Annotated in this window: 21 protein-coding genes and 1 pseudogene; 4 read left to right on the forward strand and 18 right to left on the reverse strand. The window is 64.8% G+C overall.

The genetic code is table 11. The features are described from left to right. The 5 genes from cysG to ACFSX5_RS02170 all read right to left on the reverse strand — a co-directional run bounded on the left by cysG (position 1) and on the right by ACFSX5_RS02170 (position 5,319). Positions 1–1,392, reverse strand: coding sequence for a siroheme synthase CysG (cysG, locus tag ACFSX5_RS02150; protein ID WP_386831338.1), 1,392 nt, complete (start codon positions 1,390–1,392; stop codon positions 1–3). A 177-nt stretch (positions 1,393–1,569) separates the two neighbouring features. Beyond that, positions 1,570–1,890 carry a 2Fe-2S iron-sulfur cluster-binding protein gene (locus ACFSX5_RS02155; protein WP_386831339.1) on the reverse strand — a complete coding sequence of 107 codons (321 nt, stop codon included), beginning with the start codon at positions 1,888–1,890 and terminating at the stop codon, positions 1,570–1,572. A 142-nt stretch (positions 1,891–2,032) separates the two neighbouring features. After that, positions 2,033–3,214: a class I SAM-dependent methyltransferase gene (locus ACFSX5_RS02160; RefSeq protein WP_386831341.1), complete on the reverse strand. Its 1,182-nt coding sequence runs from the start codon at positions 3,212–3,214 to the stop codon at positions 2,033–2,035. Beyond that, positions 3,211–4,815, reverse strand: coding sequence for a peptide chain release factor 3 (locus ACFSX5_RS02165; RefSeq protein WP_386831343.1), 1,605 nt, complete (start codon positions 4,813–4,815; stop codon positions 3,211–3,213). The genes ACFSX5_RS02160 and ACFSX5_RS02165 overlap by 4 nt, the downstream gene beginning before the upstream one ends. 111 nt (positions 4,816–4,926) lie before the next feature. Next, a complete protein-coding gene (locus ACFSX5_RS02170; RefSeq protein ID WP_386831345.1) occupies positions 4,927–5,319 on the reverse strand; it encodes a histidine kinase in 393 nt (130 codons plus the stop codon). 353 nt (positions 5,320–5,672) lie between these two features. Here ACFSX5_RS02170 and ACFSX5_RS02175 point away from each other — a divergent pair, with 353 nt between their 5' ends. Further along, positions 5,673–11,144 (forward strand): apolipoprotein A-IV repeat region-like domain-containing protein, encoded by a 5,472-nt coding sequence (locus ACFSX5_RS02175; protein WP_386831347.1) that lies wholly within the window; start codon positions 5,673–5,675, stop codon positions 11,142–11,144. A 75-nt stretch (positions 11,145–11,219) separates the two neighbouring features. On the opposite strand, the gene ACFSX5_RS02180 is transcribed toward ACFSX5_RS02175, so the two are convergent. The 6 genes from ACFSX5_RS02180 to acs all read right to left on the reverse strand — a co-directional run bounded on the left by ACFSX5_RS02180 (position 11,220) and on the right by acs (position 18,443). Next, positions 11,220–11,621: an SRPBCC family protein gene (locus ACFSX5_RS02180; RefSeq protein ID WP_386831348.1), complete on the reverse strand. Its 402-nt coding sequence runs from the start codon at positions 11,619–11,621 to the stop codon at positions 11,220–11,222. 11 nt (positions 11,622–11,632) lie between these two features. Then, complete coding sequence (locus tag ACFSX5_RS02185; RefSeq protein WP_386835559.1) at positions 11,633–12,817, reverse strand: MFS transporter; 1,185 nt, start codon at positions 12,815–12,817, stop codon at positions 11,633–11,635. A 9-nt stretch (positions 12,818–12,826) separates the two neighbouring features. Next, positions 12,827–14,023 carry an MFS transporter gene (locus ACFSX5_RS02190; RefSeq protein WP_386831350.1) on the reverse strand — a complete coding sequence of 399 codons (1,197 nt, stop codon included), beginning with the start codon at positions 14,021–14,023 and terminating at the stop codon, positions 12,827–12,829. Between the two features lie 148 nt (positions 14,024–14,171). Further along, a complete protein-coding gene (locus tag ACFSX5_RS02195) occupies positions 14,172–14,972 on the reverse strand; it encodes a UDP-2,3-diacylglucosamine diphosphatase (RefSeq protein ID WP_386831352.1) in 801 nt (266 codons plus the stop codon). Positions 14,973–15,071: 99 nt separating this feature from the next. Continuing rightward, entirely contained in the window at positions 15,072–16,157 is a 1,086-nt protein-coding gene (locus tag ACFSX5_RS02200; RefSeq protein ID WP_386831354.1) for a glycoside hydrolase family 3 protein, read from the reverse strand. Positions 16,158–16,496: 339 nt separating this feature from the next. Further along, positions 16,497–18,443: an acetate--CoA ligase gene (gene acs / locus ACFSX5_RS02205; RefSeq protein WP_386831356.1), complete on the reverse strand. Its 1,947-nt coding sequence runs from the start codon at positions 18,441–18,443 to the stop codon at positions 16,497–16,499. Positions 18,444–18,618: 175 nt separating this feature from the next. On the opposite strand from acs, the gene ACFSX5_RS02210 reads away from it, so the two are divergent. Next, the gene (locus tag ACFSX5_RS02210; protein WP_386831358.1) at positions 18,619–19,230 is read left to right on the forward strand and encodes a GNAT family N-acetyltransferase; all 612 of its coding nucleotides are present in this window, start codon (positions 18,619–18,621) and stop codon (positions 19,228–19,230) included. Between the two features lies 1 nt (position 19,231). Here the strand turns inward: ACFSX5_RS02210 and ACFSX5_RS02215 are convergent, their stop codons facing one another. From ACFSX5_RS02215 to ACFSX5_RS02230, 4 genes are all read right to left on the reverse strand, one after another. Further along, a complete protein-coding gene (locus ACFSX5_RS02215; RefSeq protein WP_386831360.1) occupies positions 19,232–20,554 on the reverse strand; it encodes a lipopolysaccharide biosynthesis protein in 1,323 nt (440 codons plus the stop codon). Further along, positions 20,551–21,726, reverse strand: a complete 1,176-nt coding sequence (locus ACFSX5_RS02220) for a lipid II:glycine glycyltransferase FemX (protein WP_386831362.1) — start codon at positions 21,724–21,726, stop codon at positions 20,551–20,553. Before ACFSX5_RS02220 ends, ACFSX5_RS02215 begins: the two co-directional genes overlap by 4 nt. A 112-nt stretch (positions 21,727–21,838) precedes the next feature. Next, positions 21,839–22,540 carry a TerC family protein gene (locus tag ACFSX5_RS02225; protein ID WP_386831364.1) on the reverse strand — a complete coding sequence of 234 codons (702 nt, stop codon included), beginning with the start codon at positions 22,538–22,540 and terminating at the stop codon, positions 21,839–21,841. A gap of 117 nt (positions 22,541–22,657) precedes the next feature. Continuing rightward, positions 22,658–23,329, reverse strand: a complete 672-nt coding sequence (locus tag ACFSX5_RS02230; protein WP_449240238.1) for a L,D-transpeptidase — start codon at positions 23,327–23,329, stop codon at positions 22,658–22,660. 202 nt (positions 23,330–23,531) lie between these two features. Here ACFSX5_RS02230 and ACFSX5_RS02235 point away from each other — a divergent pair, with 202 nt between their 5' ends. Both ACFSX5_RS02235 and ACFSX5_RS02240 read left to right on the forward strand, forming a co-directional pair. After that, positions 23,532–24,047 carry a DMT family transporter gene (locus ACFSX5_RS02235; RefSeq protein WP_386831368.1) on the forward strand — a complete coding sequence of 172 codons (516 nt, stop codon included), beginning with the start codon at positions 23,532–23,534 and terminating at the stop codon, positions 24,045–24,047. 15 nt (positions 24,048–24,062) lie between these two features. Next, positions 24,063–24,569, forward strand: a pseudogene (locus tag ACFSX5_RS02240) (DMT family transporter); the annotation flags it as partial. Between the two features lie 35 nt (positions 24,570–24,604). Here ACFSX5_RS02240 and ACFSX5_RS02245 read toward each other — a convergent pair. The 3 genes from ACFSX5_RS02245 to ACFSX5_RS02255 form a co-directional block, all read right to left on the reverse strand. Further along, positions 24,605–25,498, reverse strand: coding sequence for an alpha/beta hydrolase (locus ACFSX5_RS02245; protein ID WP_386831370.1), 894 nt, complete (start codon positions 25,496–25,498; stop codon positions 24,605–24,607). Positions 25,499–25,521: 23 nt separating this feature from the next. After that, a complete protein-coding gene (locus ACFSX5_RS02250; RefSeq protein WP_386831372.1) occupies positions 25,522–25,908 on the reverse strand; it encodes a DUF983 domain-containing protein in 387 nt (128 codons plus the stop codon). 153 nt (positions 25,909–26,061) lie between these two features. After that, positions 26,062–26,637 (reverse strand): NADPH-dependent FMN reductase, encoded by a 576-nt coding sequence (locus ACFSX5_RS02255; protein ID WP_386831374.1) that lies wholly within the window; start codon positions 26,635–26,637, stop codon positions 26,062–26,064. Positions 26,638–26,697: the final 60 nt, after the last annotated feature.

A 26,697-nucleotide genomic window follows, 5' to 3' on the forward strand; every position in this document is an offset into this window, starting at 1 on the left:
TCAGGCTACCTTGAAGTTCTGTGCGGCCAAGCCGGCGGCGTCGGCCCAGTCGCCGGCGGCTACGGCTTGGCCGACCAGGATGACGGCAGGGCCATCGGCGAAATCGATGTGACTGGCGGCGAGGTCAGCGAGAAAGCCGGAATAGGTGGCGCGGTTGGCACGGCCGGCATTGACGACGATGCCGACCGGGAGGTCCGCCGGGGCGCCATGATGGATCAGCCGGGTGGCGACCTCGTCGGAAATCGACTTGCCCATATAGAGAGCCAAAGTCAGGCCGGATTGGGCCAGGGCGGCCCAGTGGGCGAGTTCGCCGTCGTCGGCACCATGCGCGGTGGCGATGACGAAGCCGCTCGACACCTTGCGCAGGGTAACCGGCGTGGCGGTGTCCGCCGAAGCAGCCAAGGCAGCGCTGACGCCCGGCACGACCGAGTAGGTGATGCCGGCCTTGCGGAGAGCCGCGATCTCCTCGCCGGCCCGCCCGAACACCATCGGATCGCCGGACTTGAGGCGAGCCACACGCTTGCCTTCGCTGGCAAGGCGCACGATCAGGGTGTTGATCTGTGCCTGCGAAAAGCTGTGATGGCCCTTGGCCTTGCCGACGCTGATGCGCTCGGCATCGCGACGGCCCATGTCGACGACAACCTGGGGCACCAATTGGTCATGAACGATGACATCGGCTTCCTGCAGCAGCCTCTGGGCGCGAAGCGTCAGGAGATCTTCGGAGCCCGGACCGGCGCCGATCAGCCAGACAACGCCCTGCCCCGTTCCAGCGGCGTGGCTGGCGAGCAGGTTCTCGGCCGCGGCAGTGCCGGCGCCCCGCTGCTCGGCCGCCTCGATCTCAGGCGAGGTCACCAGCGCCTCGTAGAACCGGCGGCGGGCGGCATTGTCGTGAATCAGCGTTTCAGCCTTGTGCCGTAACCGTCCGGCAAGACTCGCAATTTTGCCGACCGAGGGGGACAGCATGGCCTCGATGCGGGCGCGGACGAGCCGCGCCAGCACCGGAGCATCGCCTTCGGTGGAGATAGCGACGGTCAGCGGCGCACGGTCGACGATCGACGGCGTGTAGAAGTCGCATTCTGCCGGCACGTCGACGACATTGAGGGGGATGCCCCGGCGGCGTGCCTCGGCCTTGGCCAGTTCCGCGTCCTCGCCCTCTTCGGCAACGAAAACGAGCGCCGTGTTGTCGAGGTCGCTTGCTGTCAGCGGCCGCTCATGCACGGCATGAGCATAAGCGGAGAAATCGGCCTCGATGCTTCGCGAGATAATGACGACCTGGGAAGTAGTCTTACCTGCCAACCGGGCTTTGTTCAGGGCTTCGTCGGTGCCGCCGACGATGATGATCTTCTTGCCCTTGACGATATAGCTCAACGGAAAGGTGTTGAGATTGCCCATTGGTGTCCCAGTTTCACTGCAGCCAGAAAATACCGGCAGCAGGGACACCTCACAAGCTATTGAAATTCAATCGCTTTTATATTTCCCGCGCTGGGCGGCGCGTGGAACGCAGACGGGTGCCGAGGCACCAATACCGCCAAATAAATCCGTAGAGCCGCCCTTGAGCGAAAATTCCGCTTAGCCTTGCCGGCTCGGCACGTGGACGACCAGGCCGTCGAGCTTGTCGCTGACCTTGATCTGGCAGGAGAGCCGGCTCTGCGGGCGGACATCGAAGGCGAAGTCGAGCATGTCCTCTTCCATCATCGAGGGACCGCCGACCGTCTCCGTCCAGGCATCATCGACATAGACGTGGCAGGTGGCGCAGGTGCAGGCGCCGCCGCATTCGGCGACGATACCGGGAATGCCGTTCATGATGGCCGTTTCCATCACGGTGGAACCGTCCTGTGCTTCCGTCTCGATGCGCTCGCCATCCGGCGCGATGTAGGTGATCTTGGTCATGTGCTCTTGCCTTCGTTAGGGCGGATATAGGCGGTGAAGAGGAGAGCCACCAGCCTCCTAGACCTCATGGTGAGCCCGTCGAACCAGGAGGTCGGTAACACCGTGGCCGCGACCTCGTCCTTCGACAAGCTCAGGATGAGGTCTACGAGAGTGCGGTGTTCGCTTCAGTACCCGCCAGCAGCCGCTCCAGGTAATGCTCGCCGATTCCGAACATGGCCTTGAGGTCGGCGATCTGCGCGTCGGCTTGCTTGCCGGCCCGGGTATCCTTTTCGGCGACGATGAGGTTGTTCTTGGGGGTGTGGGCGTCGGAGACGAACTCGAACACGCGGGTCTTGTAGCCGTGCCGCTCGAGCAGCAGGGCGCGCAGCGTGTCGGTCAGCATCTCGGCCTGACGCTCGCGGAAGATCCCATGGCGGAGCAGCGGAGAAAGGGTATCCGCAGCGGTGCCGCGCTCCATCTCCCGCCGCACTTGCTTGTGGCAGCAGGGTGCAACAGCGATCAGCCGGGCGCCGGCCAGGATGCCCTTGTAGATGGCGTCGTCGGTGGCGGTGTCGCAGGCATGGAGGGCAATCACGGCATCCGCGCCCGTGGCGTCGTAGTCGAGAATGCTGCCGGGGGCGAAGCTGAGGCCGATGAGACCCGAGGATTGCGCCAGGCGGTTGCCGTCGGAGACCAGTTGCGGGCGGAGTTCGACGCCGACGATCTCGGCCGAGCGGCCCTGCGCCTGAAGCCAATCGGCGATGGCGAAATCGAGATAGCCCTTGCCGGCGCCCATATCGACGATGCGCGGATTGTCCGGCAGAGCCTGAATCAAGGGCGCAAAGATCTCCACCATCCTGTTGATCTGGCGGAACTTGTCCTGCGCGTCCTTACGGACATTGCCCTGCTCGTCGGTGAGCCCGAGGCCGGCCTGCCAGGGCTTGGCGCCGGCAGCGACCGGCCGGACCTTGGCGCGATCGTGGCTGGCGGCAACAGCATCGCGCACAGCCTCCGTGCGCTTCAGGCGGATCTTGTCGCCATTGCGCTCGAAGGTGAGATCGAAGGTGGTCGCGGCAAGCTGCGCGCTGCGGAACGCATCGGCCAGCCATGCGCGTAGCTGCGCAGCCGCCTCCCCAAGCTCGTGGTTCTTGATGATGTCGCGCGTCTTGTAGTGGAAGGTGAAGGACAGCCTGTCCTCGCCCTTCACGACGATCTTTCGCGCCTCCACCGACCTCAGGTCGGGCTCGGTGCCATGATAGCCGCCGAGCTTCAGACGCACGAGCGAGCCGTCGGCAAAGGCAGAGCCCACCGCCTCGACGAACTCGTCGATGCGCGCCGCGGTCAATGCCGTTCCTTGGTGGTGAGGAACCTGAGCTTCGGCCAATCCTGCTTGGCGCGATCGGCCCACCACTGGTTCTGCGCCAGGTACACAGGAGCGCCGGTGCGGTCCTCCGCCATGTTCATCTTCTGGGCGGTGATGAAGCGCTTGAGCTCTTCGGGGTCGTCGCTCTCGACCCAGCGCGCGACCTCGAAGCCGATGCTCTCGAAATCGATCGGCACGCCGTATTCCTTGGCAACGCGGGAGCTCAGCACTTCGAGCTGCAACTGGCCGACGACGCCGACGATCCAGTCGGCGCCGACCATGCGCCGAAACACCTGCGTCACTCCCTCTTCCGACAGGTCGGTGAGGGCCTTCGCCATCTGCTTGCTCTTCATGTGGTCGGTCAGGCGCACACGGCGGATGATTTCTGGCGCGAAGTTCGGAATGCCCGTGACGTTGATGGCGGCGCCTTCGGTCAGCGTGTCGCCCACCGACAACGTGCCGTGGTTGGGAATGCCGACGATGTCGCCGGCCACCGCCTGTTCGGCGAGCTCACGGTTGTTGCCGAAGAAGAACATCGGATTGGAGACGGCCATATCCTTACCGGAGCGCACGTTCTTGAGGCGCATGCCGCGCTCGAACTTGCCCGAGCAGAGGCGGACAAAGGCAATGCGGTCGCGGTGGTTGGCGTCCATGTTCGCCTGCACCTTGAACACGAAGCCGGTGACCTTGCGGTCGGACGGATCGATCGGCGACGGCACCGCAGGTTGCGGCCGCGGCTCCGGCCCCCAGTCCCCCAGGGTACGGAGCAGTTCCGCCACCGACACGCCCTTGAGCGCAGAGCCGAACAGCACTGGGCTGAGATGACCCTTGTGGAAGGTATCGAGGTCGAACGCCGGAAGCATGGCCTGCGCCATCTCCAAGGTTTCGAGCGCCGTCATGAACACAGGGTTCTCGACCAGATCATCGACCTCGAGCAGATCCTCCAGCTGATCATATTCGGCCAGAGACTTTCCCTGCGGACTGACCACGCGCTTTTCGAGCAGGTCGATATAGCCGCCGAAATCCACGCCCTGCCCGATCGGCCAGAGCACCGGCGTGAGGTCGAGCGCCAGCTTGTCCTGGATCTCGTCGATCAGTTCGAGCGGCGACAAGCCCTCGCGGTCCACCTTGTTGATGAAAGTGATGATGGGGATGTCACGCAGCCGGCACACCTCGAACAGCTTCAGGGTCTGCGACTCGATGCCCTTGGCGGCATCGATCACCATGATAGCGGCGTCGACAGCGGTCAGGGTGCGGTAGGTGTCTTCGGAGAAGTCGGAGTGGCCCGGAGTGTCGAGAAGATTGAGGGTAAGGCCGTCATACTCGAAGGTCATCACCGAGGAGGTGATGGAGATGCCACGCTGCTGCTCCATCTCCATCCAGTCCGAACGGGTGGAGCGCTGGCCTGCCTTGCCGCGCACGGCCCCGGCGGACTGGATGGCGCCGGCCGCGGCCAGCAGCCGCTCGGTCAGCGTCGTCTTGCCGGCGTCCGGGTGCGAGATGATCGCAAAGGTCCGGCGGGTGCGGAACGGTTCAAGGGCGGCACGAGGCGGCACCTCGGCTGCCGGGGAAAGCATGGTCATGGGATGTTCTGGCCAGAGAGCGTCGCATGCGTGCGTGCGCATGAGCTGATATCGGGCGCTCTATAGGGGAAGGCAAGAGAGGGGTCAAACAAGACCCCGCGAGCCTCGGGCTCAGTTGGGCTCGTTGCTGAGCAGGTCTGCAATGAACGTACGAACCTCTTCCACCGCCATGGCGAGATCGGCGAGCTGCTCTGGCTGCAGGGGGCGGCCGTCGCGCATGTCGGCTTCGGCGGCTGTGACGAGGTCGACGATGGTCCAAGCGCCGACGCCGGTGGCAGCACTGCGCATCGAATGCAGCGCCAGCGTCAGGTCGTCGAGGCTGCCCGCCTGCCCGACCCGCTGATGATAGGCGGAGATCGTGGTGTCGAAGAGCCTGAGGATTTCGTACTCGAGGTGCTCGTCGCCCAGGCACTGCTTGGCAAGGTGCACGAGGTCCACCGGCCGGGCATCCCGACGCAATTGAACCTGATCCAGTTTCTCGGCGGCGGATGATGTGGGACGCATGACAAGCCTCGAACCGGCGACTACGCGCCCACCAGTGGACATGCCGCTCACCTTCACGCTAGCGGGCAGCCGTGAACAGGCCCTTAAGCCACATCTTTGCCTTGGTTGGCCGATTGTGATGGGCGGACTTCCCCAGGGAAAATTAACCCTTGGGTAAGAAACCGTTCGGTTTGCATAAAATTGAATGTAAGGATGCGATCCGAGCCAGCGCGCGGCGGCGAGGGTTGCAGGACGATGCGGGGCATTTGCATCGAATTGCCTATTGTTGATGGGGCTCCCCGCAAGGGGTGCCGTGTCACACCAACGCCTCAAGTCCGCCCAGCAGAAGAGCCGACGCGAGAGTTGTAAAGAGTATGGCGAAGAACCCGACCCCCACGAACGATCCCGCCGCGCTGGCATTCTCCGCCGTCGAGGACGCCCTCAAGGAATCGGTGTTCAGCATCGAACCCAGTCCGTCGCAGAACGAGAAGCGGCCGGCCGAACCGACCCGTTCGGAGCGCCTGCGCGCCGCCGACAAGATCGCCCAGCAGGCGGGCGTGGTCGCCAATGACGACCGCTTCCCCACCTCGCGCATTCTCTACAACCTGCAGAGCCGCTCGTCCGCCACTCCGACGTGGATCGCGCTCGCGCTGTCCGCGCTGTGGCTGCTGGTTTCGGGCGCCGGCGCCTATATGCGCTACGGCAGCGAACTGGGCGATCTTGGCCAGTTCATGGGCACCATCGACTTCATCGCGCTGGTCGCGATCATGTTCCTGCCGGTGGCCGCCTTCTTCGCCGTGGCGACGCTGTTCCGCCGCGCGCAGGATTTGCGCAATGCTGCCTCCTCCATCACCCAGGCCGCCATTCGCCTTGCCGAGCCGGAAGTCACGGCTGCCGACAAGGTGGCGTCGGTTGGTCAGGCCGTGCGCCGCGAGGTAAACGCCCTCGGTGACGGGCTGGAACGCGCCCTCTCCCGCGCCGGCGAACTCGAGGTGATGATCCACAACGAGGTCACCGCGCTCGAACGCACCTATTCGGACAACGAGTCGCGCATGCGCGCGCTGATTGCGGAACTTGCGAACCAGCGCGAAAGTGTGCTCACCAACACCGAGCGCGTGCGCGAAGCCATCACCGAGAGCCATACGGGCCTCGTCTTCGACCTCGACATGATCAGCCAGCGCATCGCCGGCACCATCGTCGAGAGCGGCGGCAATCTGACCCGCGCGCTCGAGACCGCCGGCAACACCCTAACCGGCGCGTTCTCGGAACGCACGGACGCCTTCGTGCAGCTCGTGGACAATCGCACCAGCGATGTCGTTTCGACGCTGGACGAAAGCACCACCCGGCTGGCGCTGACCTTCGGCGAGCACACCGCCGTGCTGTCGCAGACGCTGGATGAGGGTGCAGGCCGGGTCACCAGCGACGTTGAAGCGCGCATGCGCGCCCTCACCGACGCGCTGGATGCACAAGCCAGCACCATCACGGGGGCTATCGAGGATCGCGCTCGCCGCATCGAAGAGCAGACGATGGCGATGTCGGGCAATTTCGAGCAGCGCACGGCCGCCTTCGCGGGCCTCCTCGACAGCACCACCGGCCAGTTGACGCATGCGCTGGACGAACGCACCGCCACCATTGCGAGCCTGCTCACCGAAGGTGGCGGCTCGCTGCTGGAGCAGTTGCGCCAGCGCGGCGAGGAGGTCACCGGCGGGCTCGACCGCATCGGTCAGCGCCTGGTCGACGATATCTCGACGCGCTCGCGCGATGCCGAAATGCTGCTGGGGGCCTTGGGGCGCCAGCTCGATGAATCGGTGTCGATTCAGCTCAATGCCCTCGACAGCCGTCTGCAATCGGCAGTGATCGAGATCAACGGTGCGCTGGACGACACCTCCGAACGCGCCCGCATCACCCTGTCTTCTGCGGGTCAGGATGCGCTGTCGCAGTTCGATGCTCGTCTCAACGAGATCGCCAACATCCTCGACACCCGCCTGCACACTTTGGACGGCGTGATCGGCGACAAGGGCGACCAGTTGGTGCAGCGGCTTGAGGAACAGGGCACGACCTTCGCGGCCCGCGCCAACGTGCTCGAGATGGCCTTGAACCAAGAATCCGGCCGGTTCGACGACATCCTGAGCCAGCGCACTCGCGAGATGAGCGATGTGCTGGCTTCCCGCACGCAGAGCGTCAGCGACAACCTCGCCAACCGCTCTCGCGAGCTCGCGACAACGCTGGAGAACCACACCAGCCTGATCGACGAGACGCTCGACAACCGTACCCGTGCCCTCGACGAGTTGCTGACCGGCCGCGCCGGGGCATTGGCCGATACTCTGTCCGCGCGCAGCAACGAGATGGCCGACACGCTCGCCCTGCGTACGGGTGAAATCTCCGACACTCTCGCTGTGCGTACAGGCGAAATCTCGGACACTCTCGCCCTGCGCACGGGTGAGATTTCCGATACGCTCGCCCTGCGCACCGGCGAGATTTCCGAGACCCTGGCTGCACGCAGCGGCGAAATCTCGGAGACGCTGGCGGCACGCACAGGCGAGATTTCTGAGACACTTGCTCAACGTGGGGGCGAGATCAGCCAGGCTATCGCCGAGCGGACCGGGGAGCTGGATCAGACGCTCCAGCTGCGCAGTCGCGACATGAACGAAGCCATCCGCCTTCGCAGCCAGGAACTGGGCGAGGCGCTGGCCACCGGCACCGAAACGTTCGATCAGGCACTCGCCGGCCGCACAGAGCGGCTGTCGGAAACGCTCGCCGAGCGCACCACCGCGATGTCGCTCGAACTCGAGAACCGCACCGGCGAACTGGCACACCAGATCGATGAGCGCACGGGCCGGCTGCACGAGGAGCTCGGTGCCCGCGCCGGCGAGCTGCGCGAAGTGCTGGACGGCGGCACCAAACAGCTGGCACACGCGGTCGGCAACCGGACCCACCAGTTGTCCGAGGCGCTCAACGTCCGGACGCAGGCGCTCAGCGACACTCTGGCCACGCACACCGCCTCTCTCGGCGAGACGCTGGGGCTGCGGACGGCGGAACTCGCCGACACCATCGTCCAGCACGGCGACGAGGCCCGCAACCGCATCGAGACCTCGCTGCGCGGGGTGACCGACACAATGAACGAGCGTGTCGATGCGATGTCGTCGCTGATCACCGGGAAGATGACCGAGGTGAACAGCAATTTCGGCGCCAATGTCGAGACCGCGCTGGTGCGCATCTCCGATGCCGAACAGGGCATCACCGAGCGCATCGAGTCGGCCAGCAACACGGTGGGCGAGAGCGCCCGTCGGGCGGCCGACCTCATCGAGGCCGGCGTCAATTCGGCTCGCAAGGCCATCACCGACATGGTGGACCAGCGCCTGGGCACCCTGCCCGAGGCCATCACGGCCCGCGCCGACATCACGGCCGAACGCCTGGCGGCGCTCAATGCCTCGATCAACACCTCGATCACGCAGTCCATGGCCGATCTCGAAGCCGGCGCCGACCGCATCGAGGAAACCATTGCCACCCGCATCACCGCGGCGACGCAGAACATCTCGACCGACATCGTCGAGACGGCCAACCGTATGGATACCGCGGTGCGCACTGCGCTGGAGCAGATCCGGGTTGCAGCCACCGACATCGACGATCTGCTGTCGGTGAAGGCCGTAACCGCGGTGGACACCATCGAAACACGCCTGACCGACATCAACCGCTCGGTCGAGCAGCAGACCAACGCCTTTGCGGCCTTGGTCAGCGAGAAGTCGGACCAGTTGCAGGGCGCGCTCAGCACCCATGGCAACCTGCTGCGCGAAGCGCTCAGCGAGAATGCCCGCGAAGCCGAAGCCATCATGGCCGTGTCGACCTCGCGCATCCTCAGCGACGTCACCGCCGCCCTGGGCAAGCTCAACGACTCCAACCTGCTGCTGCAGCGGGTGCTGGATGCTTCCACGGCCAACCTCGCCAATCTCGAGACCAGCGTGGCCCAGCAGACGGCCAGCTACTCCAGCACGGTGCGCGAGGCGATTGGCCAGACCGAGCAGGCGGGCGCACTGGTCAGCCAGCATGTGGGCGCGCTGCAGTCGACCATCCGCTCGATGGTGGACGAGTTCGCCGGCGTGCTCGGCAAGCTGGACGCGGAAGCGCAGAGCATGATGCAGGCCTCGGACTCGCTGGCCCAGACCAGCGGCCAAGCGCTGGAGACGCTGGAGGACCGCCGCGGCGCCATGGATGCGCTGGCGCACAGCTTCGCTGCCCGTGCCGACGACATCGACAACCGCATGCGCATGTTCGCCCAGTCGATTGCGGACACCGTCAACGACACGGAGCGCCGCCTGATCAACGCTCGCCGCGCCATGGACGAGGCCCTGCAGGCGACCACCGGTACAGTCGTCGAGACGCTCGACCGCACCACTGGCACGATCACCGAGGCCATCCAGTCCTCGACGGCGAACGTCAATGACGCGCTCTATGCCACCAACGAGCGCTTCACCCAGACGCTCAGCAGCAACGTGGCGCAGGTCGACAACGCCGTTCAGCGTGCCGCCGAGGCCGCCGCTGCCTCGCTCAACCAGACCGCCTCGTCCGTGCGCCTGGCCCTCAGCGACCAGGCCCGCGAGGTCAATGCCGCTCTCGAGCAGAACGCCGAGAAGGTCAGCGACGTGCTGGCATCGACGGCTGGCAATGTCACCGACGTGCTCACCTCGACAACCAGCACGCTGGCCGACACGATCAACGACAGCACCATGTCGGTTCGCAACGCCATTTCGTCCAACACCGGCCAGTTGCGGCAGGCCATCGACCAGTCGACCGGCACCTTCCGCCAGGCGCTGGACGAGACCGCCGCGGATGTGGGTGATCGCCTCGGCGACTTCCGCACCACTGCCGACGAAGAGGGCCGCCGCGCCAACGCTGCCCTGCAGCAGGCACAGCAGCAGATGGTGGCCGAGATGCAGCGGGCGATGGAGGAAGCCACTCAGCGCTTCGCCGACACCGCCCGCGCCATGCGCGAGACAGCACGCGAAGTGGGTCACGAGCTCGAAGCCACCCGTGCCGAACTCACCCGCGGCATCAACGAACTGCCGGAGGAAACCCGCGCCAGCGCCGCCGCCATGCGTCGGGTCGTGGCCGAGCAGATCGAGGCCTTGAGCGAGCTCAACGCCATCGTGCGCAGCCAGCCGACGACGCACGACGTCAACGACCGTCGCCCGCCGCAGCGCCCTGCCCTGCGCAGCGAACCGCGCCAGCCGGAGCCCATGCGCGAGAGCTACCGGCCCGAGCCGGCCCGGCAGACGCTGGTCGATCCCATTCGTCCGGTGGAGCGCCCGGCTCAGCCGCAGCCCGTCACGGTCGAACCCGTGCCGGCTGCCGAGCCGGCCCGCCAGCCGGAGCCCGTGCAGCAGGCGGAGCCGCGCCCGGCACCTGCCGCCGAGGCAGCTCCGGCTGCTGGCGACGGCACCGGGGGATGGCTGCGCGACGTGCTGCGCAATGCGACCGCCAAGCAGCAAGGGAGCCAGCCGGCACAGCAGCCGCAGGGCCTTTCGGGTCTGACGGAGGAGATCGCCCGTTCGATCGACAATACGGCGCTGGCCGACGCCTGGACCCGCTACCAGGCGGGCGAGTCGAACGTGTTCTCGCGCCGCATCTACACGCTGTCCGGCCAGGGCACCTATGACGAGGTCCGCCGCCGCATGCAGCGCGAGCCCGAGTTCACCCGCACGGCTCAGGCCTATATGGGCGAGTTCGAGCAACTGCTGAAGCGGGCTGCTGCCGGCCCGCGTCCCGCTGCAGAGACCCGCGAGTACCTGTTGTCGGATCGCGGCAAGGTCTACACCATGCTGGCCCATGCCAGCGGCCGCCTCACCTGAGCGGCAGCGAGACGACGTGAAGCGGCCCCGGAGCGATCCGGGGCCGCTTTTTCTTCGGGGATCTGGTGGTGAACCCTACCCTTCCAGAATTGCCTTCAGCGTCTGTAGGTCCTTCATCACCGCCGCGGCGTCGCGCTGATAGTCGGCATTGCTCATGCCAGGCGTCTCGATCAGGAGGAATGTGACTTCGGCGCCATCGCCGTTGGGCATCACCCGCATGGCGACATGAACAGGGTCCTGCCCGGCAGGGAACACATCATGGTCGAGCACGCCGTACGGGTTCGGCGGCGTGAACCGCACCCGGGCCGGGTTGCCGCCGAGGTCGCGGAACAGCCAGTCGTCACCATCGCGTTCAAAGCCATTGCCGAGGCCTGCGGCCCATTGAGGCATGTTCGCTGGGTCGGCGGCATAGGCGTAGACCTCCTGCCAGGCGCGTTCGATGCTGATGCCGAGGGTGGAACTGCGCAGGGTCGGCATGGCTGGCTCCGCTAGCGTGGTAGGTCGTCCTTGGGTGGCTTCATCCGAATCGACAACCAGACGAAGGCGCCACCAACCAATGCCAGCGCCGCCGAGGCAAAGAAAGACTGCGCCCCGTAGAACGGGATCAGGACACCGAAGCCGATCACCGTGATCACCGACATCAATTGCTGACCCACGGTGAACAGGCTCTGGGTTTCGGCGGCGATGTCTTCGCTGGTCCAGTTGGCGATAAAGTGGACGCAGCCCAAATAGCCGAGGGCGAAGGTGACCCCGTGGCTCATCTGCAGGGCGAACAGCACCGGCACCGACGGCTCGATCGCCATGGCGGCCCACCGGAGCAAGCCTGCCACTGCTGCCAGCAGCATCAGTTGGCGCGCCGATATCCGCCCGCCGAAGCGCCGCCAGGCAAACATCATCAGCGCCTCGGAGGCGGAACCGAGCGCGATCAGCGGACCGATGATCTCCTCGCCGATGCCCTGCGCCTTCCAGACCAGCGCTGCGAAGGAGTTGAAGATGTAGTGAGCAGCATAGATGAAGCAGAAGCCGATAAGCGGCAGCAGGAACCAAGGCTGCAGAATGGGCCGGAGGCGGTCGAGACCTCCGGAGGCCGGTGCCGGCGCGACCGCTGCCAGGGTCGGCTGCTCGGCTGGGGCGCGGAACGGCGGCAGTTGCAGCGCGGCCAAGGCTCTCAGCAGAGTGAGGCCGACGAACAGCGGCACGAAGACCGCGGAGCCGTACCAGGCGACCAGGTAACCGGTCAGCCCGTTGAAAAGCATGTAGCCGACCGTGCCCCAAGCGCGAATGGCGCCGAAATCCGAACCGTTGCGGCGCGTCAGGCGCATGGTGGCGGCGTCGAGTACCGGGCCGGTGACGCCCGTCGGGACGCTCGCCAAGGTCCAGAACAGCAGGATGCCCCAGAACTCGTTGACCCAGAACAGCCCGATCGGAACGATGCCGCCGATCAAGGCGCCGATGACAATAGCCTGCCGCCAGTCCTTGGCGCGATCGGCAATGCGCCCCACGATGAGATTGAGCGCCAGGATGGCGAATACCGGCAAGGCGTTGATGATCCCGATCTGCTCGGGGCTGATGCCCTTCTCGCTAAGCCAGATCGGCAGGAACATCACGGCGGCGCCGGGCCCCATGAAGTAGGTGAAGTAGAACGTCGTGGTGCGGCGTTCCGGGGTCAGCATCGTGGCCAATTACTGCGCATCCTTGGGCGGACGCAGCCGGAGCGAGAGCACCACGCAGGCCACCGCCAGCAGCGCAGTGACGGTGGAATAGAAGAAGGCCGCAGAGCCGAAGAACTCGACCAGGACGCCGAACACGATCAGCGCCAGCATCGAGGCACCCATGTTGAGCATGTTGGCGAATCCCTGGGCCTCCGCGGCATTGGCCTCGTTGGTCCAGTTGGCGATGAAGTGGACGGTGCCGAAATAGCCCATGCCGAAGCTGAAGGCGTGCAGCAGCTGGGTGAAGAACAGCACCCAGACCGGCGGATTGAACGCCATGACGGTGAAGCGAACAAGCCCGGCGAGCGCTGCCACCATGATCATGTTGCGCGCGGTCACCCGGCCGCCGAAGCGCCGCCAGGCGAACATCAGCACCGCCTCGCCGACCGCAGCAATGCCGAGCAATGGGCCGATATAGTAGTTAGGCACCCCATTCTCGTGCCAGAGCAGCGCACCGAAGCCGCCGATCAGGGCATTGCTGGAGTTGACCAGCGAGAAGGCCAGCAGCGGCAGCACGAACCAGAGCTTGAGGGAATCCTTGAGCCGGCTCGGTTGCGGCGCGCTTTCGGGTGCGACGCTCGACAGAGTGGGCTGCGGCGCTGGCGCCCGGAAGCGCGGCAGCAGGAAGGCCAAAGCGGCGCGGATCACCACCATCGCCACATAAAGGGTCACGAAAACGGAGGAACCGAGTACGTTCAGCAGCAGGCCGAGACCGCCGGCTGCAAAGACGTAGCCCACGGTCGCCCAAGCGCGCACCACGCCGAAATCCGTGCCATTGCGGCGGGTCATACGGACGCATGCCGCGTCGATGACGGGGGCCACGAGGCCGTTGGTGGTGCCACACAGGGCCCAGATCAGCAGGATGCCCCAGAACTCCGAAACGAAGTAGAGCGGCAGCGGCGCCAGCGCAGACAAGGCCGAGATGATGATCAGCGCCGTGCGCCAGTCATCGGCTTTATCGGCGACACGGCCGACGACGATGTTGAGCAACAGCAGGCAAAAGGTGGGCAGCGCGTTGATGATGCCGATCTGGTCCGCGGGGATGCCGTGCTCGCTCAGCCAGATGCCGAGAAACACCGAGGCAACGCCACCGGGAACATAGACCATGAACTGGAAGATAGAGGCGCGCGCCTCGGGCGTGGCCCAGCGCGATCGTGCCGACGACATCGGGAAAGGACTCCGGGCAAATCAGCGCCCGGACTCGTTGGTGGCGCGCAGCAACGGGCAAAGCAAGCCCCCCAATAGGGAGATCAGCCTAGAACGTTGCAAATCGCCCGCCGGTGTGGATGCAAAGTCACGCGGCAGCGAGGGCGGTTCAGCTTGCGGCGGCGCGGCGCAGGCGGAAACGGCGCGGCTGGCCGGCCACCATTTCCGTCCATTTGATCAGCTCGAAATTGCCATCGGGATTCTCGACGATGGCGGTGCAGCTCTCCACCCAATCGCCCGTGTTGAGATACTGGATGCCGAGGCGGTCGTGGATATCTGCGAAGTGGATGTGGCCACAGATGACGCCGTCCACACCGGAAACCTTGGCTTCGTGGACCAGCGCCTCCTCGAAGCGGCCGATCACAGAGACGGCGTTCTTGACCTTCTGCTTGGCCCAGGCGCTAAGCGACCAATATTGCAGCCCAAGGCGCCGGCGCACCCAGTTGATGACGATGTTGATGCGCAGCGCAAGATTGTAGGCCCAGTCGCCGACATGGGCGAGCCACTTGGCGTGCATCACCACGACATCGAACTGGTCACCATGAATCACCAGATAGGTGCGGCCGCTGGCGGAGGTATGGATAGTGCGATCGACGAACTCGATCTCGCCGAAATAGGTGCCGAGATATTCGCGCAGGAACTCGTCGTGATTGCCCGGCAGGTAAACAATGCGGCTGCCGGCGTTGGCCTTGTCGAGCAGGAGCTGAGCGAGGACGTTGTACTCTGCCGGCCAGTGCCAAGATTTGGCGAGCCGCCACCCATCGACGATGTCGCCGACAAGATAGATCGTCTCCGCATCATGGGCGCGCAGGAACTCGATGAGCTGCTTGACGCGCACCGGCTTCATGCCGAGATGCACATCCGATAGGAACAGGGCCCGAACCTGCCGAACCTCACGGGTTTCCGCCATCAGACTGGTGGTCTCCTAGTCGTTGGGCGCGCACAATAGCGACCGCGCGGCGCGGAGGGAACCGCGGGGATGAGAAAGCGGGGGATTGTTCGCCCCGTCTCAGTCGATCCGCTGCTTGAGCTTCACGATGCGTTCGTAGCTCTGCTCGATACGGGCGGCGAAGTCGGGATCAGCTTCAGCCTCGGCGAGCAGGATGTCGAGCACCTCCTGGCCGAGGCTCTGCCGATAGTCAGAGGTGTTGGAGAACAACAGGATGTCCATGCCCGCTTCCACCGCGCCGACCACGGTCTCTTCGAGACTGAAGTGGTCGCGGATGGCACCCATCTCGAGGTCGTCGCTGATCACAACGCCATCGAAGCCGAGTTCGCCGCGCAGCACCTCTTCGATCCAGCGGCGGGAAAAGGATGAGGGTTCGCCCGGGCTCGCGGCGTAGTCGGCATGGAACAGATGCCCGATCATGACCATGTCCGCCTCACCGGCGGCGATCAGCGCGCGGTAGGGCTCGAGTTCGACCGCATCCCATGTTTCGGTGATGTCGACGAACCCCTCGTGGCTGTCGGCGGTGGAGGAGCCGTGGCCGGGAAAGTGCTTCAGCGCAGTGACCAGTCCGGCCTGGTGGTGGGCGCGGATGAAGGCCTCGGCATAGGCAGTGACCGTCTCGGCATCGGTGCCGAAGGCGCGGCCGTATTTGGCGATCACCTGGTTCTCGGGATTGCGGTCAATGTCGACCACCGGGCCGAAATTGATGGTGAAGCCGAGCTCCGCTACCGCCTCGGCCATGCGCGCATAAAGCGCCTCAGCCTCCTCTGGCGTGTTCTCGGCGGCAACCACCACGGCGCGGGGGATCTCGGTGAAGCCGACGTCCTCCGTCAGCCGCTCGACCGCCCCACCCTCCTGGTCCAGGGTGATCAGCGGTGGCAGATCCGGGCTGGCGGCGCGGAATGCCTGATTCATGGCGGCCACGTCGTCGAGACTGGTGACGTTCACCTTGAGGAACATGACCCCGCCGAGCCGGCCGGCGGCAATGTCGTCTCGCAGCGCTACCACGGACGGATCGGCAGCGCTCTTGCCCTGGAAGCCGACCACGATCATCTGTCCGGCCATCTGCTCCAGGGTTGCGGCCGAAGCGACGGTGGGCGCGAGCGTCGCAAGGCCCATGAGCAGACAGACAGTGGAAAGGCGCACGATGATTCTCCGGAGGTCCATTCGACATTGAGCGCGATTTGTCGGCCATACAATGGCCGAGCCCGAACCTGTCGACGCTTCCTTCCGGGTTCAGGTTCCACTCCTGGAGGGTCGCGCGGCCGACCTCCTCAGGCTGCCGAAGAGCGGAAGCTACGAGCGTTGCAGCAAAAAAGTGATGAGCACGATGTCACCCCACCTATTCAGGGGGTGCGCCGGCCTGGGAAAACTGACAATATGCTGACGGGCGTCTTGGAGCGCGGACCGTGTTCAACCTTCGGTCCGTAGACTAGCCGCCAGATTGGCGGGCGGAGGATAAGGGCCCTCCGCCCGTTTTTTTCGTTAACGGTTCTGGCGGTTCTCGATCAGATCGTCGACCACTGCAGGGTCGGCGAGCGTCGAGGTATCGCCCAGGGAGCCGAAGTCGTTCTCGGCCACCTTGCGGAGGATGCGGCGCATGATCTTGCCCGACCGGGTCTTGGGCAGGCCCGGCGCCCACTGGATAAGGTCAGGCGTGGCGATAGGGCCGATCTCCTTGCGGACCCAGGCCTTGAGCTCGCTGACCAATTCGTCCGAACTCTGTTCACCCGCCATCAGCGTGACATAGCAGTAGATGCCCTGCCCCTTGACGGCATGGGGATATCCGACCACCGCCGCTTCCGACACCTTGGGATGAGCAACCAGCGCGCTTTCCACCTCGGCGGTGCCGAGCCGGTGTCCCGAGACATTGAGCACATCGTCCACCCGACCGGTGATCCAGTAGTAGCCGTCTTCATCGCGACGGCAGCCGTCGCCGGTGAAGTAGTAGCCCTTGTACTGGCTGAAATAGGTGTCGACGAAGCGCTGGTGGTCGCCATAGACGGTGCGCATCTGCCCGGGCCAGCTGTCCTTGATGGCAAGCACGCCCTCGGCCTTGGTCTGCTCCTGGAGTTGACCTTCCGGGGACAGCACAACCGGCTGCACGCCGTAGAAGGGCATGGTGGCCGAGCCAGGCTTGGTTGGAATGGCGCCGGGGAACGGCGCGATCATGTGCCCGCCGGTTTCCGTCTGCCACCAGGCGTCGACGATCTCGCAGCGGCCCTTGCCCACATGCTCGTGGTACCATAGCCAGGCTTCGGGGTTGATCGGCTCGCCGACGGTGCCGAGCAGGCGCAGCGACGACATCTCGTACTTGTCGGCCCATTCGGAGCCCGCACCCATAAGGGCGCGGATCGCGGTGGGCGCCGTATGGAAGATGTTGACCTTGTGCCGCTCGACCACCTGCCAGAAGCGGCCGCAGTCCGGCCAGGAGGGGATGCCCTCGAACATCACCGTGGTGGCGCCGTTCGCGAGCGGACCATAGACGATGTAGCTGTGGCCGGTGACCCAGCCCACGTCAGCCGTGCACCAGAAGACCTCGCCGCGCTTGTAGTCGAAGCTCAGCTCGTGGGTCAGCGAGGCATAGGTGAGATAGCCACCCTGGGTGTGGAGCACACCCTTGGGCTTGCCGGTGGAGCCGGAGGTGTAGAGGATGAACAGCGGATCTTCCGCATTCATCGGCTCCGGATCGTTGAACGGTTCCACGCCCGCGGCTGCCTCGTGCCACCAGATATCCCGCGAGCCCTTCATGGCAACGTCGGCGCCGGTGTTGTGAACGACGAGCACCTTCTGCACGCCGGGACAGTCCTGCAGAGCCTTATCGACATTGGCCTTGAGCGGCACGGCCTTGCCGCCGCGGCGACCTTCGTCGGCAGTGATCACCACGGCCGAATCGCAGTCGTTGATGCGGCCAGCCAGCGCGTCCGGCGAGAAGCCGCCGAACACCACCGAGTGCACCGCACCGATGCGGGCACAGGCCAGCATGGCATAGGCAGCCTGCGGAATCATCGGCAGGTAGATGGTGACCCGATCACCCTTCTTGACGCCGAGCGACTTCAGCACATTGGCGCAGCGGCACACCTTTTCGTGCAGCGTGCGGTAGGTGATGTACTCCGCCTCATCCTCCGGATTATCCGGTTCCCAGATGATGGCGACGTCGTCTCCGCGGTCGGCCAGGTGCCGGTCGATGCAGTTGTAAGCGACGTTGAGCACCCCGTCCTCGAACCACTTGATCGAGACGTCCGGGTACTGAAAGCTCGTATTCTTGATTACCGTGGGGAACTTGACCCAGTCGAGGCGCTGGGCCTGCTCGGCCCAGAACCCATTGGGATCAGTTACGGAGCGCTGGTACTGCTCCTCGTAACGCTCCTTCGTGGTGTGGGTGCGCGCGATGGCAGCCGCGCTTGGCTGGAATATGAGCTGGTCGCTCATCTCGTCCTCCCTACCTCTCCCAGGTCCTGTTCTACTGACCACCTCCCCCCGGAGCAAGGGCTGCTTCTGTCGCATAGGGACGCACCCTGTGGAGCGACCCATTAACTGCTGTTGGGACGGGCGCTTCGGGAACACGGTGGCGCTTGCTATGCTGAGCAATCAATGGGAGCCGGCGATGAGCGATGTAGCCGTGGCAGTTTCGGGGACCAAGACGTCGGCAACGCCGGCCTTTGTCTTCCGGCCCGCGCAGATCAAGGAACTCAAGCTTGTTCACCGGCGCCTGATGGAGGCCATCGACACCTCCCCCTTCTACTCGCAGGAGTTCAAGGCCTACGAGCGGGCGCGGCTCAGCCCAGAATACCTGCTGGCGCTGCACGACGCTGATCCGCACCATGTCCTGCTGTTCATTCGCGAAGACGTGCCGGCTGGCTTCATGATCTCGGGACCGGAACTGGGCACGCTCTGGCTCTACTGGTCTTACGTCTTCCCCGAGTTCCGCCGCTCCACGCTTGCGCTGTACGGCATGCGGAACTTCATCAACCATTGGGACAACGGCCGCTTCCACAAGATCGCAACCTACACAAAGACCGGAAACGACCCCGCGGCGGCCGTAATGCGCCGGCTGGGTTTTCGGCAGGTAGCGACCCTCGAGCAGCACATTTTCGGCGAGGACTATCTGCTCTATGAGCGGGCGCTCACCAAGCAGGAGCCGGGCTATGACCGCGGCACCAAGGGCGGGTTTAAGAACCGGCTTGCCCGCAAGCTACGGCTGGCCCTGTTCGGCTGAGCTACTCCGCTGCCACCGCAGCGCGGCGAGCGCGGAACCATTGCATGATGGAGACGTCGAGGTGGGCGGTGCGCAGTGCCACCCACCATTGCGCCAGCGACCACACCGCGATTGCGGCGACCGCGGCTAGTGCCGCTCCGGTGAGGCCGAAGGGCGGTACCAGCAGGAAGTTGAAAGCGACCAGCGTCACCATGCCGAGCGCGACCGAAGGCAGGCTCGCATAGGGACGGTCATGGATCGATAGAACCATCGATGCAGGGCCGAGTGCCGAACGTATAACCAGGCCAAGGCACAACAGGGCCAGCGGCACGGCGCCCTCGGAAAAACCGGGGCCAAACAGCAGCAACAGGAACGGCGCAGTCACCAGCATAGTGCCGAACAGCACCATCGAGGTGAGGCTGGCGACGAAATTGGCGTCGCCCACCTTACGGTTGAAGCCCTCCCGATCGGCATTGGCTTCGCTCTCGAACATGTCGGGCAATGTCACCGCATAGACGGCAGCAACGCCGAACGAGGCCAGCGAAAACAGCCGCGTGCAGACACCGAAGATGGCCAAATCCTCGCGCGAGAGACTTTGGCTCAGCAGCAGAAGGTCGATATCGAAGAAGAAGTCGGTAGCAAGTGAGATCAGCACCCAAGGAAGCGCGAAGCGCCACCAGCGGCGTGGTTCTTCAGGCCGCACCGGGATCGTGTCGGGGACACGGGGAAGACTGATCAGCACGAAGCCGAAGTGAACGAGCCCGATCATCACGGAGCCAAGTGCCATCCACCATACCATGGCGGTGAAGGCTTCCGTCTGCACGCTGGTGCCGGTGGCGGCAAGAAACGCCGCAAGAACCACGAGCGGACGAAACAGGGAATCAGCCAGGAAGCCCGCAACGGGTCGCTTCAGCCCCACCAGAATGGCGCCGTTCACGTAGACCAGCGCAGCGCCGAAGGCGAGTAGCGCCACCGGGACGAAGTGATTGGCGACGGTCCCTTCGCGCAGCCCGGCAGCAGCCAGAACCAGCGGCCCCAACAACAGCACTAGGACCAGAGCCCCGACCACATGGCCATAGCAGCGAACTAGAAAAACGCCGAGTTGCCGCCGGGCACCATGGGCCCGGTACTCGGCGGTGAAGTAGGTACCGACAGTGTGGAACCCGAGAGGCATTACCACCGCGATCAGGTTCACCGTCGCGATGATGACCATGTATTCGCCCAGCAGCTGCGCACCCCACATGCGGGCAATCAGCGCCTGCGCCAGAAACACCAATCCCGCGCCCGCAAGCCTGGCACCGAAGATCACTGTGGATTGCGATGCGAGGCGCCGGGCCAGACTCACCGGTTCAGTTCCTGCTCCTGCCGCACCTGATCGATGCGCGCCCGCGGATTGCGCCAGCCCTCGAGGCGGCGACGAACGTGGTAGTAGGCGTCGCGGGCTGCAAAGGCGCCAGCGCCTGCAATATAAGCCAGCGGATGGCTGGCGTAGTTGGCGACCGGAGGCACCGGCCGGATGACGCCGGCATCCCCGACCATGCCCTTCTTGAACTGGTGCAGGCCCTGAAAGCCATCGGTTCCGCCAAGGTCGTACCAGTCGGCCCGGGTATGGTCGCGCAGCCAGCGAATGATGTGCCAATGGAGAAAGTACCCGGCCCGCAGCGGCAGGGCCTGATCGTTGGTGGCACCGTAGAGATAGACGGCGCGCTCGCCCGCCTTGAAGATCACCGCACCGGCGACGACCTCGCCGCCATTCCGCACGAAGAACAGTTCCGGCCGCAATGTTTCGACGGGCGTGTCGAAGAGGGCGCCGAGAGTGTCGAAGGCGGAATGATCCGGAAACTGCTTGCGATCGGTCATGGCCGCATAGAGCGCTTCGAATTCCCCGAACCGGCTCGCCGCACCATGCTCGAAGCTAAGGTCCGCCTTCTCCGCCTTGTTGAGCTGACGGCGCCAGGTCTGGGAGAAGCTCTTGCGCTGCTGCTCGTCGGTGAGGCGCAGATTGACGATGTAGCGGTTGGGGAACAACAGCTCGGAGCCGCGCCGAAAGCCGCGGTCCATCAGCCAGTCATAGGCGGCATTCCGCTGCGCCAATGCGGCTCGGGGGAGGATGGACAGCATCTGCCGGCGCCGGTCGGCAAACTCCGCAACCAGCAATTCGACCATGGCGGCGCGGATCGCTTCGGCGTCGGGTCGGTGCACGTCCCGCAGCATCGGCGCCCATTTGGATACCGCGATGCGGCCGATGCCGAGGGGCAGCCTTTGCACCATCATCAGGGTGCCGCCCACGACCTCGCCATTCAGACGGAAGACCACCGGCTCCTGCTCTACGCCCGGCCAGCGTGTGGTCGCGAAGGCGTGCATCTGCTCCTGGCAGACTTCGTCGAAGTCGGCGATGAGCGCGTCCCAGTCGGCACCGGAGAGGCGCTCGGCAACCAGATGTGGCAGGGCCCCGCCGCGGAGAGCAGACGCCGAAGGGGTGCCAGAGTCGATCAATCGGTCAGCGACCGCGGCCATAAAAGCAAATCCCGCACCTTTGCAGATGCGGGACACGCTAGCGGCTCAAGGTGTGCAAATCCCTAGTAGCACCGGGACAATGCCGCCAACCTCGGCCCTTGGTTAGCAAAAGCTAATGTGCAGCAGCGGCGGCGCCGACCTCATGCGGGGTGTAGAGGAAGGGGATGGCCGGAATGTCCACAAAGGCCCCTGCCCCCTCCAGCACCATGCGGACGGCCACGAACAGGATGATGAGCAGGCCGATCCAGGCGATCCAGCGGAAGCGATGCAGGAGCCGAGCGATGAAGGTGGCGGCGACGCCCATCAGCACCACGGAAAGAGCCAAGCCGAAGATCAACGCCTCAAAGTGATGCTGGGCAGCACCGGCGACCGCGAGCACGTTGTCGAGCGACATCGACACGTCGGCGATGATGATCTGCGTGACTGCCTGGCGCAGGGTCTTGCGCGGCGCCTTGCCGGCCACCGTGCCATCGGCGTTGAGGTCGGCGTTGGCGAGCGCTTCGGTCGCCTCGTGCTCCTCGTCCTGCGGCACCGTCAGTTCGCGGTACATCTTCCAGCAGACCCACAGCAGCAGCACGCCACCGGCGATCAGGAGGCCACCGCCGAGCGACAGCAACTGGGTGGTGATCAGCGCAAAGCCGATGCGCAGGAGGGTCGCCGCGATGATGCCGATCAGGATGGCGCGACGCCGCAGATCCCCGGGCAGGCCCGCGGCCGCCAGGCCAATCACGACCGCGTTGTCGCCGGCGAGAACCAGATCGATCAGGATGACCTGGAGCAGCGAGCTGAGGAAACTCGGATCTAAGCCGAACATGCTGGTACCTTCTGGAAGAATGACGCGACAGCCCTACAGCCTCGAAACCTCGCGTCGCAAGGCCGGCATCCGGTAAATCGACGAAAGTCGCAGGAATCTAACTATGCCGGCTGCTTCCTAGACCACCAGCAGTGGCGAACCGCTGACCACATTGGCGTGGAGGTGGATGACGTCCTGCGGCAACAGACGGACACAGCCGCTCGACACCGCCTTGCCGATAGTGGTCTCGTCGGGGTTGCCGTGGATGCGATAGAGCGTGTCGACATTGCCCTGGTGGATATAGAGGGCACGCGGACCCATGGGGTTATCCGGCCCCGGCTCCATGCCGTGACGGTAGCGCTCGAGTTCGGGATGCCGCGCGATCATGTCGGAGGGCGGTGTCCAGGTCGGCCACTCGCGCTTGTAAGCGATATGAGCGCGCCCCGACCACTCGAAGCCCGCGGCACCGATGCCGACGCCGTAGCGCATGGCGGTGCCGTCGTCGCGCACGTGGTAGAGGAAGCGGTCGGTGGTATCCACCACCACAGAGCCGGGCTTTTCGCCGGTTGGGTCGGTGACCTCCTGCCGCCAGAAGCGCTCCGGCACCAGATGCATCCGCGACGCGCGAATGGGATAGGGTTCGTCCATAACCGCGGCATACATGGCCTGGACGTGCGGCGGCACGCTGTCGGGCGATTTCGGCGTTTCCGGCGCCGCGGCGAGCGCCACGCGTGCCGGGGCACTGGTGCTGGTGCACCCAGCCAGCAACAGGCTGGCCCCACCCGCCAACAACACCGCTCTCCTGTTCATCGTCCGCACAGACACCAGCTGCTCCTAAGCCAAGTTCGATCCAGACAGGTCAATATTGTTGTCCTATCCGGAAAGGAACCCACCTCACCGCTTCGTGCGGGGGCAGTCGGGGAAACAGACCGTTCGCAGAACTGTGCAACTGAGGTGCGAGCCGGGTGACAAGAGCCCGAGCCCGCATCCTGCACATCTGCGGAGTTAAGAATTGCAACGATGCAGCCGCGTGCGTCTTGCTGGTGTTCGACCCTCCGGCATCCGCCGCCTCAACCAGCCCAGCCCCTCGGACGATATGTCACCCGGTGTCCTTCTCGCTCTCATCGCCTACGGGCTGTTTTCCTGCGCCGACGCCTTGATCAAGAGCACCGGAGGAGAGCTCAGCGTCTTTCAGGTGGGCTTCTTCACCTCCCTGTTCGGGATCGTCCCGGCTGTGCTCACCAAGTCGCGGCAGGAGCAATGGAGCGAGGCCCTTCGTCTCCGCAGTCCGCTGCTGCTCAACCTGCGCGGCGTCTCGGGGGTGCTCGGTTCGGCTTGCGTGATCTACGCCTTCACCCATGTGCCGCTGGCGGAAGTCTACTCGCTGGCATTCCTGGCGCCGATGTTCGTCGTGGCGCTCTCCGCCCTGGTGCTCGGCGAAGCCATCCCGCGTTGGCGATGGCCCTTGCTGGTTCTGAGCTTCATCGGGGTTCTGATCGTGGTGCGGCCAGGCTTCCGGGACCTGTAGCTCGGACACCTCGCCGCTCTGGCCTGTGCGTTTTTCACCGCCACAAACACCATCCTGTTGCGGTCGCTGGCGCCGCGCGAACACCGGCTCGGCATCTTCGCGGTGGTCACCCTCTATGCCGTGGGTGTCAACGGCATCGCCATGCTGGCCTGGGGGTTCGAACTCCCGAGCCCGCAGCAACTGCTGGTGCTGATGGCGATCGGCACCCTGGGCGGCCTCGGACATCTGACGTTCATCAATGCCACCAAGTTCGTGCCCGCCAACCAGGTGGCGCCGGCGCAATACACGCAGATGATCTGGGCGCTCGCGCTCGGGGCAGCCTTCTACGGCGAGTATATCGACCTGCCCGCCGCAGTGGGCATCATCATCCTGGCCACGGCCGGGGTGCTGAATGTCCTCTCGGAAGATCGCCTGAGTAGCCTCTTTGCGCGCCCTTGGAAGGAGCCGCCGGCGGCAAAGCTCGACGACACCATCGAGTCTGGACTTCCAAAACCGGCACTCGACGGTCGGGCAGCGCCGTAAGCTCACGCCAGCGGCGGGGGCTTCCCTGCTCGCGGCTACTCCTCGGACAAGGAGAGCATCCTGGTCAAAGCCGAGTAGACCCGCTCGAAATCATTGCCCTTCTCGAAGGGATTGATGAGATCGTGGGGAAGACGGTGAGCCAGCGGAAGCGTCTCCACCGCTACGGTCGCGCCGTGCATCTGCCAGAGCTTGACGACCCGTTCGGTAACGGCGTTGCTGACCGACCTGTCCGCTGCGTTGAGAAGCACACTGATGCTCCGGGTCCCGGGCGGGTGATGGCTCGCCAGCGACTGCACATTCTGTCCCAGCAGCATGATTTCGGCCAAGGCATGCGTCGCCGGCAGGGCGAAGGGATAGTCGACGTGATCGGAGGCTACATTGGCGAGCGGGTTCCACCGGATCACCAGATTCGGGATCTTCAAGAGCATCCTGCTGGCTGCCTCGGCCGCTTGATACGGCAGCTTGAAAGGGGCGAAGAACGGCGAAACGGCGATCACCCGAGCCACATCCGTGCGGTTCTGGGCCACCCACGAGGCCACCGTACCCCCGGCGGAAAGGCCGATCACGAACACCCTCCGCCCTAATCCGGCAGCGATGTCGACGGCTTCGTTCGCCATATCCACCAGCTGCTGCGCTTCGAGCTCAGCCATGGAGAAATTCTCCGGCTCGAGACCACCGTGTCCGAACATGCGGGGGAGGTAGACGTTGTATCCCCTGTCGAACAATCGCGTGGCCAGGGCAGCACCTTGCGCCGGACAGCTTGTGAAGCCGTGGAAGTAGACGGCCGCCCTTTCCGTGCTTTTTCCATGCGTAATCAAAGTCGACCGGCAGCGGTGGTGGAGCGGCAGTTCCGCCTCGAGCGCCTGCACGAGATCGAACCTCCACAAGGCTGTCTCGTACGCTTCATCCACGTCCTGGGTGGTCACCATGGCGGCATAAGTCCTGGTCGCTATCAGCGATCTTGCTCGTCGCTCCAGCCCTTCGACCACATCAAGCCGACGATCCCGCCTTTGGCACTCGGCAGCAGCAGCAGGGGGATAACGATCGATGGCGGCACCACGGCGTAAAGATGGAGCAACGGACTACCCTGCCCCTGCAACTCGATGATGAGCATGGCGATGGCGGCGATGGTGATGACCACCGTGATAACCACCAGGGGCACGAAGATACCCCCTTTGTAGTAGGCGAGAGGCTCGCCACACATCGAGCAGCTTTCAACCTGTTCCAGATAGTGGTGAAAGAGCCGGCCCTTGCCGCAGTTGGGACACCTGCACTTCAGCCCGCGCCAGATGGCGCGCCCAACCGAGATTTCTTCGTGTTGAGGGTCGGGGGAAGTCACTGGATGGTCCTCCTGTGCCTGTCTCCGAAGTATTCACGCTGGCTACGAGGACTGCTCAACCGGCCCGTCGCGGCCAGCCCGGGAACTGGCCAGGGCGCAGCCAGGATCAGCAGTAGCAGCCTAGTTCTTGCCCGGCGCTATCTGGTGTCAGGTCTAGCGGACTTCGCGTGGAATGGCGGTGTAGACCCGGGCAATGAACTGCTGAAACGCACTCATGTAGTCGCGCAGGAATTCCTCGGTGTCGGGCTTGCTCACTCGTCCCTCCTCGTCCACGAGGTCGGGGGTGAAGTGGATATAGGCCTCGGGGGCGTTCATCTGCGGGGAGTTGCAGAAGCTCAACACGCTACGCAGGCTCTGCTGTGCCACGGCGGTGCCGATCGCACCGATGGAAGCGCCGATCACCGCTGACGGCTTGCGCGCCAGGGAGTTCTGACCCCATGGGCGGCTGGCCCAGTCGATGGCGTTCTTGAGCCCGCCGGGAATGGAGCGATTGTACTCGGGAGTGACGAACAGCACCGCATCCACCTCGGCGATGGCCTGCTTCAGGGCTCGCGCCGGCGGCGGATAGTCAGCGTCGTAGTCCTGGCTGTAGAGCGGCAGGTCGCGAATCGCAATCTCGCGCATGTGCAGCCCTTCGGGCGCAAGCCTGACCAGCGCCTGGGCCAGCTTCCGGTTGATCGAGGTGGATGAGAGGCTTCCGACGAAATAGCCCACGATGAAATCGCTCATGATCGTCCTCCTGGTCCGTAGCGCCCGGGTGCTGGTGGAGCGCCGGGCAAAACAAGAAGC

The organism is Devosia albogilva (assembly GCF_042685625.1).
In the GTDB taxonomy this organism is placed as follows: Bacteria; Pseudomonadota; Alphaproteobacteria; order Rhizobiales; family Devosiaceae; genus Devosia; species Devosia albogilva.

Coding starts and splice junctions, on each gene's coding strand:
- cysG (WP_386831338.1), bottom strand. CDS start 1,392: ATGGGCAATCTCAACACCTTTCCGTTGAGCTATATCGTCAAGGGCAAG.
- ACFSX5_RS02155 (WP_386831339.1), bottom strand. CDS start 1,890: ATGACCAAGATCACCTACATCGCGCCGGATGGCGAGCGCATCGAGACG.
- ACFSX5_RS02165 (WP_386831343.1), bottom strand. CDS start 4,815: ATGACCATGCTTTCCCCGGCAGCCGAGGTGCCGCCTCGTGCCGCCCTT.
- ACFSX5_RS02170 (WP_386831345.1), bottom strand. CDS start 5,319: ATGCGTCCCACATCATCCGCCGCCGAGAAACTGGATCAGGTTCAATTG.
- ACFSX5_RS02175 (WP_386831347.1), top strand. CDS start 5,673: ATGGCGAAGAACCCGACCCCCACGAACGATCCCGCCGCGCTGGCATTC.
- ACFSX5_RS02180 (WP_386831348.1), bottom strand. CDS start 11,621: ATGCCGACCCTGCGCAGTTCCACCCTCGGCATCAGCATCGAACGCGCC.
- ACFSX5_RS02185 (WP_386835559.1), bottom strand. CDS start 12,817: ATGCTGACCCCGGAACGCCGCACCACGACGTTCTACTTCACCTACTTC.
- ACFSX5_RS02190 (WP_386831350.1), bottom strand. CDS start 14,023: ATGTCGTCGGCACGATCGCGCTGGGCCACGCCCGAGGCGCGCGCCTCT.
- ACFSX5_RS02195 (WP_386831352.1), bottom strand. CDS start 14,972: ATGGCGGAAACCCGTGAGGTTCGGCAGGTTCGGGCCCTGTTCCTATCG.
- acs (WP_386831356.1), bottom strand. CDS start 18,443: ATGAGCGACCAGCTCATATTCCAGCCAAGCGCGGCTGCCATCGCGCGC.
- ACFSX5_RS02210 (WP_386831358.1), top strand. CDS start 18,619: ATGAGCGATGTAGCCGTGGCAGTTTCGGGGACCAAGACGTCGGCAACG.
- ACFSX5_RS02220 (WP_386831362.1), bottom strand. CDS start 21,726: ATGGCCGCGGTCGCTGACCGATTGATCGACTCTGGCACCCCTTCGGCG.
- ACFSX5_RS02225 (WP_386831364.1), bottom strand. CDS start 22,540: ATGTTCGGCTTAGATCCGAGTTTCCTCAGCTCGCTGCTCCAGGTCATC.
- ACFSX5_RS02230 (WP_449240238.1), bottom strand. CDS start 23,329: ATGAACAGGAGAGCGGTGTTGTTGGCGGGTGGGGCCAGCCTGTTGCTG.
- ACFSX5_RS02245 (WP_386831370.1), bottom strand. CDS start 25,498: ATGGTGACCACCCAGGACGTGGATGAAGCGTACGAGACAGCCTTGTGG.
- ACFSX5_RS02255 (WP_386831374.1), bottom strand. CDS start 26,637: ATGAGCGATTTCATCGTGGGCTATTTCGTCGGAAGCCTCTCATCCACC.